Origin of the sequence: Arthrobacter sp. TB 26 (assembly GCF_000427315.1) — a bacterium.
In the GTDB taxonomy this organism is placed as follows: Bacteria; Actinomycetota; Actinomycetes; order Actinomycetales; family Micrococcaceae; genus Arthrobacter.
Genome location: NZ_AUPJ01000276.1, coordinates 1 through 11,234, shown reverse-complemented (window position 1 = coordinate 11,234; position 11,234 = coordinate 1). Strand labels below are relative to the sequence as shown.

Below are 11,234 nucleotides of genomic sequence, written 5' to 3'. Positions count from 1 at the left end.
GAGCCAGTCCGGCTGAGGCCGGCCGGCAGGGGGTCTGGATTCCGACCTTCCGCGGGTCGCTCCGGCACCAGATTCCGCTCCCCTGACCGCCCGGTCAGCTGCGGCTGGGACTGTGCCGGGGCCCTGGGCCGGGGCGCTTGCCTGACTGCCTCCACCGGGTAGTGTGGATCCAGAATGTTCACGCTGACGATCAACCAAACCGACAGCCGGCGCGACGGCGACTGCGTGCCGCAGCTCCTCAAGGACCTGCGGCACATCCCGGCGCGCCTCGATTTCGACCGTTCCGTGGAGGACGAGGTCCAGGGCATTGTGGACAGCCCCCGGCAGGCCGTGGACGCGGCGATGATCGCCCTGCGGACCGGCAGCTGGTACGTCGGCATCGGCGTCGGGCCGGTCAATGAGCCCCTGCCGAACCAGATCAAGGACGCCTCCGGCCACGGGCTGATCTATGCCCGCCGGGCCGTCGACCGGCTGCGCAGCGGCAAGGACCGGATCCCGGTCGCTGTGGAGGGCCCGCAGGCCGACCTCGCCGCGGAGTCCGAGGCCGTGCTGCGGCTGCTGGGGCACATCGTGCACGACCGCAGCCCCGCGGAATGGCGGGTGCTGGACCTGCTGACCCCCGGGGTCCGCGGACAGCAGAAGGCGGTGGCCGAGGAACTCGGGATCACCACCCAGGCTGTCAGCAAGGCTGTGGCACGGGCCCAGTGGAATGAGGAGCATGCGGCGCGGCCCGCCGCGGCGAGGCTTCTGGGCCTCATTCTCGAAGTCCGCTGACCCGACGCCCCGCGTTGGCTAGAGCAGCAGGCTGCGCAGCACGTGGGCGGCGCCGTCGTCGAAAACGGAGTGGGTGACCTCGTTCGCTGCGGCGATGACCTCCTCGGGTGCCTGGCCCATGGCGACACCGCGGGCGGCCCAGGTGAGCATCTCGATGTCATTGCGGCCGTCGCCGACGGCGACGGTGTGGTGCGCCTCGATGCTCAGCCGGCCGCGGAGGTGCTCGAGCGCGCTCGCCTTGGTCACGCCGGCGGCCGCGATGTCCAGCCACGCCGTCCAGCCCACCGAGTAGGTCACGCCGGCCAGACCGATGTGGCGGATGGCCGTGTTGAACTCCTCGGGGGTGTTCTCGGAACTGAAGACCACGACCCGCACTGCGGTGGCTTCCAGCATGGTCTGGAAGTCGACGCCGATGGCCTCCACGCCGAAGCTGGCATCCTGGAAGCGCTCGGTGGAGAGGAAGTTGCCGTCCTCGTCCTCCAGCGCGTACTTGGCCGACGGCAGCCGCTTCCGCAGTGCGCGGAGCGCGGGGCCGGGGTCGAATGTTGCCTTGTGCACGATCTCGTAGCCGTCGGACAGGCTGGAATCCAGCCGCAGGGTGACACCGCCGTTGGAGCACACGGCATAACCGTTTTCGATGCCGATGTGCTCAATGATGGGCAGCGTCGCGTTAAGTGAGCGGCCGGTCGCGATGGTGACGTGGTGGCCGGCCGCCACAACATCCTGGGCGGCCTCGCGGACGGGGACGGACATGTGGCCGTCATGGTCCACGAGGGTGCCGTCGACGTCGAGCGCGACCATCAGCTTGCGGGCTGTGGTGTTCTGGTTGTTCCGGTTGTTGTCTCGCCGGTCATCGTTGCCGGCGACTGAGGTTTCAGTCAATGTTGTCATCCAATAAGTAGAGCAGACACCCCCGACAGCCGCTAGGACGCAGGCCACAGCGCGCGGTGAATCCGGGGTGAACAGCTGTTGAAGCCCGTGCCGGCTGCGGCTCAGATGACCGGGAAGACCGTCATGCCGCCGAGGTACTTCTGCAGTGCCTGCGGGATGTTGACGGAGCCGTCCGGGTTCTGGTGGTGCTCCAGGATGGCCACGATCCAGCGGGTGGTGGCCAGGGTGCCGTTGAGCGTGGCGACCGCACGGGTGCCTTTGGATGCCCCGTCCTCATTCAGCACGCGTTCGCGGATGTTGAGCCGGCGCGCCTGGAAGGTGGTGCAGTTGGACGTCGAGGTCAGCTCGCGGTAGGCGCCCTGCGTCGGAACCCAGGCCTCGCAGTCGAACTTGCGGGCTGCGGAGTTGCCGAGGTCTCCGGCAGCGGTGTCAATCACCCGGTAGGGCAGTTCGCACTTGGCCAGCATCTCCTCTTCCCAAGCCAGCAGCCGGGCGTGCTCGGCCGGAGCCTCCTCGACCGTTGTGTAGATGAACATCTCCACTTTGTTGAACTGGTGGACCCGGATGATGCCGCGGGTGTCTTTGCCGTGCGAACCGGCCTCGCGGCGGTAGCAGGAGCTCTGCCCGGCGTAGCGGATCGGGCCCGCGGAGAGGTCCAGGATCTCGTCCGCATGGTAGCCGGCCAAGGCCACCTCCGAGGTGCCCACGAGGTACAGGTCGTCTTCGGCAAGGCGGTAGATCTCGGCGTCGTGCTTGACGTCGAAACCGGTGCCCTGCATGGTTTCCGGGCGCACCAGGGTCGGGGTGATCATCGGCACGAAGCCGGCGTCGATTGCCTGTTCCATGGCCATCTGCAGGAGCGCCATTTCCAGCCGGGCTCCGGCGCCGCGCAGGAAGTAGAAGCGGGAACCAGACACCTTGGCGCCGCGCTCCATGTCGATGGCGCCGATCAGCTCACCGATTTCCAGGTGGTCCTTGGGCTCGAAATCGGTGAACTCGCGGGGGGTGCCGACGGTCTTGACCACGATGTAGTCATCCTCGCCGCCCTCGGGGACACCGTCCTCAATGAGATTGGGAATGCCGCGCAACAGTTCCTCGTGGGCGGCCTGCGCGACGTCGGCTTCGGCGGACGCGGCCTTGACCTCTCCGGCGAGGACCTTGACCTCTGCCAGCAGGGCCTGCTTCTCCTCCCCCTTGGCCTGCGCCACCTTCTTGCCGAAGGCATTCTGCTCGGCCCTCAGGTTTTCGAAGCGGATCAGGGCGGCACGCCGGGCCGCGTCCGCGGAGATGATCGCGTCCACCACGGATTCATCGGCGCCGCGGGCGCGCTGGCTGGCCCGGAACTTGTCCGGATTTTCGCTGAGGTCTTTTACGTCGATCACCTGACAAGAGTATCCAATCCGGCCACCAATGCCGGGCAATCAGGCAGCCGGCCAGCGGCGGGATAGTGTTGGAGCACAATGCGCGACTGGCTGCTGTACCTCGTCATCGCTGGAGTCCTGGCGTTTGCCGTCTCCAGTTGGTGGGGAGTGCGCAAGCTCAAGGCCAGGCACACCCGCAGCGCCGTGTGGGAGGAAACGCACAGCCCGGGCCTTGGCCAGCAGAAAGTGGCCGTGGTGATGAACCCGATCAAGGCCCGGTCGGACGAGGCCCGCACCCTGATCGGGAATGCGTGCGCCGCGGCCGGCTGGGTGCCGCCGCGGTTTTTCGATACCACCGCCGAGGACCCCGGGTTCTCACAGGCGCGTGCCGCCGTCGAGTACGGGGCCGACGTCGTCCTCGTGGGCGGCGGTGACGGCACCGTGCGGGTGGTGGCAGACATCCTCGCCGGCACCGACACCGCCATGGGCCTGATCCCGCTCGGCACCGGCAACCTGCTGGCCCGCAATATCCACCTTGACGTGGGCGACCTGCACGGAAGCATCGAAACCGCCCTGTTCGGGCACCAGCGCTTCATCGATACGGCGCGGATGAGGGTGGAGAATTCCCGCACCAACGAGTCAGCGGAGCACACGTTCCTGGTCATTGCCGGCATCGGCATGGACGCCGAAGTCGTGGGCGACACCAACGACGGGCTCAAAAAGGCTGTGGGCTGGCTCGCCTACACCGAAGCGGGCGTGCGGCACCTCCCCGGCCGCCGCAAGAAGGTCTCCATCTCGCTGGACGACCAGCCGGAGCAGAGCCGGAAGATCCGCAGCGTCCTGTTCGCGAACTGCGGCCTGATCCCCGGCGGGATCGACTTCATCCCGCAGGCCATGATTGATGACGGAATGCTCGATGTTGTGGTCATGAGTCCGCGCAGCGCGATCGGCTGGCTGGCGATGTACTGGAAGATCGTGTTGAAGCACAAGAGAAACCTGCCGGTGATGGCGTATTACCGCTCCGGAAAAATCACCATCCGCTGTGCGGAGCCGATGCCCACACAGGTCGACGGCGATCCGACCGGCGAGGCCACGAAAGTCACCGTGCAGGTTGCCCCCGGCTCGCTGCTCGTCCGGGTCAAGGACGGCACCGAGGGAGATTAGGCGCTGGCTTCCTTCGCGGCGGCGGTTTTTTTCGCTTCCGCGGCTGCCTTGGCGGCGCGCGCTTCAGACTGCTCGCGGATCATTGCCTGCTCCTCTTCGAAGCGCAGCCGGTCTGCACGGTCGGCGTCGTCGCCGTCCCAGTCCTGGTTGTCGGCGGTCGGCTTGGGATTCACGATCATTCCCTGGCCGTCATTTTCAAGGCTGGTATCTGCCATGACCTGCTCCCTCGGTAGAGGACTTCCCCAATATGGATCAGGCAAGCATACGCACAGTTTCAGAGGGGCGGAAGTGCCTCATGTGGCATTTGTCTACGCTGTGGGCGAAGCCTTGGAGGTATATTCCGGCACCACAGATGCTCCGGACAATATGTCTTTGACCCAGGCATGCGCCGCCCGGAACGCCTGGTCCGAGGTGTGCGGCTCCACGATGGTCCGGTGCCCGTCGGCGCGTCCGTAGGAACCCAGGAAGCGGGTGGCCGGGCTGATCCGATGCAGGCCTGCCAGGGCATCCGCCACCCGGGCGTCCGCCACATGGCCGTCGGCGTCGATACTGAAGAAGTAATGGCCCAGGTACTGGCCCGTGGGCCGTGACTCGATCCGGCTGAGGTTCACGCCGCGGGTGGCAAACTGGTCGAGGATCTCCATGAGGGCGCCGGGGCGGTCTTCCGGCAGCGGAACCACCACGGTGGTCTTGTCCGCTCCGGTGGGCTCCGGCAGCTGGCCGGGCCGGCCAACCAGCACAAAGCGCGTGACCGCCCCCGGGTTGTCGCCGATGTTCTCCGCCAGCACGCTGAGTCCAGGCTGCTCGGCGGCCACGATCGGGGCGCAGATTGCCGCGTCGTAGTGGATGTCGCCCTCCAGCAGCCCCATGGCCGCCGCGGCTGTGGAGGACCCGGGGATATATTCCGCGTTCGGAATGTTATTCTCAGCCCAGAGCCGGCATTGTGCCCAGGCGTGGCCGTGGGTGGAGATCCGGCGGATGTCTTCGATCCGGGTCCCGGGCCGGGCCACCAGCACGAAGCTGATCGGCACGAGGGCTTCGCGCAGGATGCGCAGTTCCTGTCCCGTGGCGATCGCATCCAGGGTCGCGGTGACGCCGCCCTCCACAGAGTTCTCGATCGGCACCATGGCCGCGTCCGCCGAGCCGTCGCGGACCTTGTCCAGCGCTGTATTGACGTTCGACGACGGTACGCGGATGGCCTCCGCCGCATCGGGAACCTGCATCAGGGCTGCCTCGGTGAAGGTGCCCGCGGGTCCGAGGAAGGTATACGTGACAGGTGCTGCGGACATCGGCGTTTCTCTCTTCAACTACAGGATGACGGGTTTGAGCCCGTTGTCGGACACCAGCGGCATGCCGGTTTCCAGCCACTGGTCCATGCCGCCGGCCACGTTCAGGGCGGAATATCCCTGTCCGGTAAGCCACTGGGCGGCGCGGAAGGAACGGCCGCCGGTGCGACAGATAACGTAGAGGTCCTCGTCGGGATCGAGGTCATCGAGCCGGGACGGGAGCTGGTCCAACGGGATATGGAGCGCACCGGCGGCGTGGCCTGCGACCCACTCGTAGTCTTCGCGGACGTCGAGGATCCTGGCACCTTCGGGGATGTCGGACACGGTCACGGTATCAAAGTCGCTCATGGTCGTCCTTCCGCAGAATGCATGGTTTGCCTCCAGCGTATCGCCAGCCGCCGGTGCCGCACCCTTACCCGGCAGCAGGTTACGCTTCTGGGATGGCGCACAGGAGACCCCCGGCAGCTGACCGTCGCGCGATTCCGGCGGCCCGCTCCCTCCCCGCCCGCTGGACATGCCCTCCCCCGGCCGCAACCACTGGGCACAATCCCACTATGTCCACCGGCCCGCGCCAGCACTGGGCATGTCCCCCGGAGGGCCCGCACCAGCACTGGGCATGTCCCACCGGGGATCCGCGGGGGCGGGGCCAGCGTGGCTGAGATCCATGAGCTCTCCGCCGTGGAACTTCGTGACGCACTGCGTTCCGGCGAGCTGTCGTCGCGGCAGGCCACGGGGCATTTCCTGGACCGCATTGCCGCTGAGAACCGGCACCTTGGCGCCTTCATCACCGTCACCGCGGAGCAGGCCCTGCTGGACGCGGCCGGGGCGGACGAGGCCCACGCCCGGGCCGCCCGGGACGGGACCGAACCGGCGCTGCTGCACGGCATGCCGGTCGCCTTCAAGGACCTGACGGACGTCGCTGGCGTCGTGACCACCCACGGCAGCGCAGCACTGGACCACAAACCCGCACTGACCGACGGAGCCCTCGTCGCAACACTCAAGCAGGCAGGAGTGATCTCGCTGGGCAAGACCCAGGTTCCGGAATTCGGACTGACGGCGTACAGCGAGAACCGGGTCGCGCCGCCCTCCCGGAACCCGTATGCCCTCAGCCGCAGCTCGGGAGGATCCACCGGCGGCAGCGCCGCTGCGGTGGCCGCCGGTTTGATTCCCTTTGCGCCCGGGTCCGACGGCGGCGGTTCGGTCCGTATCCCGGCCGCGGCCTGCGGGCTCGTGGGCCTGAAGCCGGGCCGCGGCCTGGTCCCCGCGGGTGAGAGCACCGGCGATCCCGCTGGCCTGGTCGTGTCCGGCCCGCTCGCCAGATCCGCGGCGGACGCCGCTCTGCTGCTCGATGCGCTGGTGCCCGGCCCACCCGCAACCGGTGAGTCCGCCGTCCCCTCCCCCAGCTACCTTGACCTGGCCGCCCAGGATCCGCCCAAGTTGCGGATCGGGGTGAGCCTGGAGAGCCCGTGGCAGACGATCTTCCCTTTCACCCCGGACGCCGAGGCACTCGATGCCCTCGCCGAAGGCATCCGGCTGCTGGAGGCGGCCGGCCACGAAACCGCGGACGCCTCCATCCGCTACGACAACCGCTACCCGGCCGCCTTCACGACGGCCTGGACCGCCGCCGTCGGGGATGCCCGGATCGTTCCCCAGCGAGAGGCGCTCCTGACCCCGCTGACGCGCACCTTCCGGCGCCGCGCCCAGCAGCGCGGGCCCGCGAAACTCGCCGAATCCCTCAGCTTCCTGCGCCATTTCCAGCACGACACCATCGCCCAGTACGCCGCCTGGGACCTGGTGCTCATGCCTGCTCTGGCCCAGACGCCCCGCCCGGTGGGCTGGTTCACCGGGGCGGCCCACGGCGACGGCTACTGGCCGGCCGCGGAATGGGCCGGGGATGCCGACGGCGACTACCGCAAGCAGTGCGAGTACGCGCCCTGGTCGTCCATGGTGAACGTGTGCGGGCTGCCCGCGATCAGCATTCCGGTGCACTGGACCGGCGGGGCGAAGGGCGCCGGACTGCCGATGGGCATCCAGCTGATCGGGCCAATGGGTTCCGAGGCGCTGCTGCTGCAACTGGCCGCGCAACTGGGGTTCTAGCCCCACTGCCCGCGGGCCGTCGGTGAATTCGCGGGCAGGTGCCGATACGGTTTAGCTGAGCAAGGTCAGGACATGACCCGTCTGGAAACCACACGAGAGGGATCGATGAAGATCACCGGTGCAGTACTTGAGGAAATCGGCCGCCCCCGTCCGTACGCGGACTCCAGACCCATCACCATCTCCGAGCTGGAGCTGGAGGGCCCCGGACCCACCGAGATCCTGGTGAAGATCGAGGCCGCCGGTATCTGCCACTCGGACCTGAGCGTGGTGGACGGCAACCGGGTCCGCCCGGTGCCGATGCTGCTGGGGCATGAGGCTGCGGGGCGCGTCGTCGAGATCGGCTCGAACGTCACGGACCTGACGCCCGGCCAGCGCGTGGTGATGTCCTTCCTGCCCCGTTGCGAACACTGCGCGAACTGCGCCGAAGACGGCCGGCTCCCCTGCACCGCGGGGTCCAAGAGCAACGGCGACGGTACCCTCCTGCACGGATCGATGCGCCTGGGCCGCGGCGGCGAAAAGATCTACCACCACCTGGGCGTCTCCGGCTTCGCCACCCACGCCGTTGTGGACCGCGCCTCGGCCGTCCCGGTCGGTGATGACATCCCGGCGGACGTCGCCGCCGTCCTCGGCTGCGCCGTGCTGACCGGCGGCGGCGCGGTGCTGAACGCGGCCCGGCCCCGGCCGCAGGACAGTGTCATGATCGTGGGACTTGGCGGCGTCGGCATGGCCGCGCTGATCACGGCGGTTTCGCAGGGGGTCTCGCGGATCGTCGCCGTGGACACGCTCGAGGAAAAGCTGGCACACGCCCGCCGCCTGGGCGCCCACGAAACCTACACCCCGCAGCAGGTCCTGGCGGAGGGCATCAAGGCCCGGTACGTGATCGAATGCGCCGGGAACCCGCGCGCCTTCGAGACCGCCTTCGCCGCCACCGCGGTGGGCGGCACCACGATCACCGCGGGCCTGCCGCACCCGGACGCGCGTGCCCAGATCTCGCCGCTGACCATCACGGCCGAGGCCCGCACGATCGTCGGCAGCTACCTCGGCTCCGCAGTACCGGCCCGGGACATCCCGAAGTACGCGCAGCTGTGGCGGGAAGGAAAACTGCCGGTCGAGGAGCTAATCTCGTCCCGCATCGCCCTGGCGGACATCAACCAGGCCATGGACCAGCTCGCCGACGGCAAAGCGGTCCGCCAGGTCATTATGTTCGACGCAGGCTAGCCCGGCGCGGGGGCGGAACCGGCGGGCAAAACACCCGGCGAATGACTTGCCCCGCGGCGCCGCGAATGTGACAATCGCGCGTCACACTGTCAGCATTAAGTAAATGAGCACTACTCATTTATCCGATCGCCCCGTTACAACGCCGGGCGATACGTCCTTTTTTGGCCACCCAAAGATGCTGGCCAGCCTCTTCTCCGTAGAGATGTGGGAGCGCTTCTCCTTCTACGGCATGCAGGGCATCCTGCTCTACTACATGTACTTCACAGCCGCCGAGGGCGGCCTGGGGATTGAGCAGGGCCTGGCCGCCGGCCTCGTCGGCGCCTACGGCGGCGGCGTCTACCTTTCCACCATCCTGGGCGCCTGGCTCGCGGACCGGCTCTTCGGCTCCGAAAAGGTGCTGTTCGGCTCCGCCGTCCTGATCATGGCCGGCCACATCGCCCTCGCCCTGGTGCCGGGCATTCCCGGCCTGATCGCCGGCCTGGTGCTGGTCGGCGTCGGCTCCGGCGGGCTGAAGGCCAACGCCACCGCCCTCGTGGGAAGCCTCTACCGGGAGAAGGACGAACGCCGCGACGCCGGATTCTCCATCTTCTACATGGGCATCAACGCGGGCGCACTGATCGGCCCGCTGGTCACCGGCTGGCTGCAGGAAAGCCAGGGGTTCCACTGGGGCTTCGGCGCCGCCGCCGTCGGCATGGCCGTAGGCCTGGTCATCTACGCGCTCGGCCGCAAGAACCTGCCCGAGGAGGCGCACTGGGTGCACAACCCGCTGCCCGCCGCCGAGCGCACCAAGTACGGCCTGCGCTTCGCCGCCATCGCCGCCGTGATCGCCGTGCTGCTGGCCACCGGCATCGTGAATGCCGAAAACCTGGCCCTGTCCATGGCCTACGCGGCGATCAGCGCTTCCGTGCTCTACTTCGGCCTGATCTTCAGCAGCAAGAAGGTCAACGGCATGGAACGGCGCCGGGTGGCAGCATTCATCCCGCTGTACATCGCCTCGGCCGCCTTCTGGGCCCTGTTCCAGCAGCAGTTCACCTTCATCGCCGTGTACTCGGAGGAGAAGCTGGACCGGAACCTGTTCGGCTGGGAAATGCCGGCCGCCTGGGTCCAATCCATCAACCCGGTGTTCATCATCATCTTCGCCGGCGTTCTGGCTGCGCTCTGGACCCGTCTGGGCCGCAGGCAGCCCGGCTCGGCGCTGAAGTTCTCGATCGGCCTCTTTGTCATGGGCCTGGCGTTCCTGGCCTTCATCCCGCTGGCCGGGGACGGCAAGACCCCGCTGCTGGCACTCGTCGGGATCCTGTTCCTGTTCACCCTCGCGGAACTGTTCCTGTCCCCCATCGGCCTGTCCGTGACCACCAAGCTGGCGCCGGAGGCGTTCCGCACCCAGATGGTGGCGCTGTTCTTCCTCTCCGTCTCGCTGGGCACCACGCTGGCCGGCATCCTGTCCGGGCTGTACAACCCGGAGGACGAACTGCCGTACTTCATCGGCATCGGCGGCACCGCGATGCTGCTGGCCGTTGGCCTGGCCGCGGCCTCGCCGGCCATCAAGAAGCTCATGGGCGGCGTACGCTGACCCGATGAGCTCCAGGCACCGCGCACCGCTTGAGTCCCGCGTCTACGTCCTCGCCGCCGGCGAGGCGTCCGACGTCGAACTCATGCCGGCGGGCGATGTCACCGACGGTGTGGTGCGGGTTGGCGGGACCATCCGCCGCCCGCACCAGCCGCAGTCCCTGGCCGTCGCCGCGTATCTCGACTGGCTGGAAGACGCCGGTTTCGACGGATCCCCGCGGTTCCTGGGCCGGGACGCTGAGGGCCGGGACGTGCTGACTTTCCTGCCCGGTCAGTGCGCCGGTCCGGTCCCGGAGGCGTGGGTCCGGGCCGAGGAGCTCCTGGTATCCGTGGCGCAGCTGCTGCGCCGGCTGCACGGGGCCTCGGCCGGCTTCTTGCCGGACGGGCACCCGTTTCCGCCCCGCCCGGTCCGCCAGGATCCAGCGGATCTCGTCTGCCACCTGGACGTCACACCGCAGAACGTCGTGGTCCGGGACGGCCGTGCCGCCGGCATCGTGGACTTCGACCTGGCCGGCCCGACGACGGCTTTCAAGGATTCCTTCAACACCGCCATGCACTGGGTTCCGCTTCGGGACCCGGCCGACGGGTGGCCGGGATGGGAAGACGCGGACCCGTTCCGGCGGCTCCGGATCTTCGCCGACGCTTACGGCTGGGATGCCGGGGAACGACGGCGGCTGCCGGCTTTCGGGATCGAGGCCACGGCGCTGAGCTACGAGCGGATGGAACACAACGCACGCGTTCTCGGCGGCGGCTGGGCCCGAATGTGGGACGAGGGCGTCGGCGGCATGATCCGCCGCCGCGGCGCCTGGCTGGAGGCCAACGCCGGCCGTTTGCTGGACGCGCTCAGCCGCTAGGCGCCCGCGCGCGTGCCGCC

At 68.4% G+C, this 11,234-nt stretch carries 11 protein-coding genes; 6 read left to right on the top strand and 5 right to left on the bottom strand.

The genetic code is table 11. From position 1 onward, the window contains the following. The first annotated feature begins 174 nt into the window (after positions 1 to 174). Positions 175 to 774 (top strand): MarR family transcriptional regulator, encoded by a 600-nt coding sequence (locus K789_RS0109900; protein ID WP_024366619.1) that lies wholly within the window; start codon positions 175 to 177, stop codon positions 772 to 774. Positions 775 to 792: 18 nt separating this feature from the next. Here the strand turns inward: K789_RS0109900 and K789_RS0109895 are convergent, their stop codons facing one another. Then, complete coding sequence (locus tag K789_RS0109895) at positions 793 to 1,665, bottom strand: HAD family hydrolase (RefSeq protein WP_024366618.1); 873 nt, start codon at positions 1,663 to 1,665, stop codon at positions 793 to 795. 101 nt (positions 1,666 to 1,766) lie between these two features. Continuing rightward, positions 1,767 to 3,047 (bottom strand): serine--tRNA ligase, encoded by a 1,281-nt coding sequence (gene serS, locus K789_RS0109890; protein ID WP_024366617.1) that lies wholly within the window; start codon positions 3,045 to 3,047, stop codon positions 1,767 to 1,769. A gap of 78 nt (positions 3,048 to 3,125) precedes the next feature. Here serS and K789_RS0109885 point away from each other — a divergent pair, with 78 nt between their 5' ends. Next, on the top strand, positions 3,126 to 4,190 hold the full coding sequence (locus K789_RS0109885) for a diacylglycerol/lipid kinase family protein (protein WP_024366616.1): 1,065 nt from the start codon (positions 3,126 to 3,128) through the stop codon (positions 4,188 to 4,190). Here the strand turns inward: K789_RS0109885 and K789_RS0109880 are convergent. The 3 genes from K789_RS0109880 to K789_RS0109870 all read right to left on the bottom strand — a co-directional run bounded on the left by K789_RS0109880 (position 4,187) and on the right by K789_RS0109870 (position 5,824). Continuing rightward, the gene (locus K789_RS0109880; protein WP_024366615.1) at positions 4,187 to 4,405 is read right to left on the bottom strand and encodes a hypothetical protein; all 219 of its coding nucleotides are present in this window, start codon (positions 4,403 to 4,405) and stop codon (positions 4,187 to 4,189) included. The two genes, K789_RS0109885 and K789_RS0109880, sit on opposite strands and share 4 nt — an antisense overlap. Before the next feature lie 93 nt (positions 4,406 to 4,498). After that, the gene (gene pheA, locus K789_RS0109875) at positions 4,499 to 5,479 is read right to left on the bottom strand and encodes a prephenate dehydratase (protein WP_024366614.1); all 981 of its coding nucleotides are present in this window, start codon (positions 5,477 to 5,479) and stop codon (positions 4,499 to 4,501) included. A gap of 18 nt (positions 5,480 to 5,497) precedes the next feature. Then, positions 5,498 to 5,824, bottom strand: coding sequence for a rhodanese-like domain-containing protein (locus tag K789_RS0109870; protein ID WP_024366613.1), 327 nt, complete (start codon positions 5,822 to 5,824; stop codon positions 5,498 to 5,500). A 303-nt stretch (positions 5,825 to 6,127) separates the two neighbouring features. On the opposite strand from K789_RS0109870, the gene K789_RS0109865 reads away from it, so the two are divergent. The 4 genes from K789_RS0109865 to K789_RS0109850 all read left to right on the top strand — a co-directional run bounded on the left by K789_RS0109865 (position 6,128) and on the right by K789_RS0109850 (position 11,214). After that, positions 6,128 to 7,573: an amidase gene (locus K789_RS0109865; protein ID WP_024366612.1), complete on the top strand. Its 1,446-nt coding sequence runs from the start codon at positions 6,128 to 6,130 to the stop codon at positions 7,571 to 7,573. A 105-nt stretch (positions 7,574 to 7,678) separates the two neighbouring features. Beyond that, the gene (locus K789_RS0109860) at positions 7,679 to 8,791 is read left to right on the top strand and encodes an alcohol dehydrogenase catalytic domain-containing protein (protein WP_024366611.1); all 1,113 of its coding nucleotides are present in this window, start codon (positions 7,679 to 7,681) and stop codon (positions 8,789 to 8,791) included. 103 nt (positions 8,792 to 8,894) lie between these two features. After that, positions 8,895 to 10,364 carry a peptide MFS transporter gene (locus K789_RS0109855; protein WP_024366610.1) on the top strand — a complete coding sequence of 490 codons (1,470 nt, stop codon included), beginning with the start codon at positions 8,895 to 8,897 and terminating at the stop codon, positions 10,362 to 10,364. 4 nt (positions 10,365 to 10,368) lie between these two features. After that, positions 10,369 to 11,214: a phosphotransferase gene (locus K789_RS0109850; RefSeq protein ID WP_024366609.1), complete on the top strand. Its 846-nt coding sequence runs from the start codon at positions 10,369 to 10,371 to the stop codon at positions 11,212 to 11,214. Positions 11,215 to 11,234: the final 20 nt, after the last annotated feature.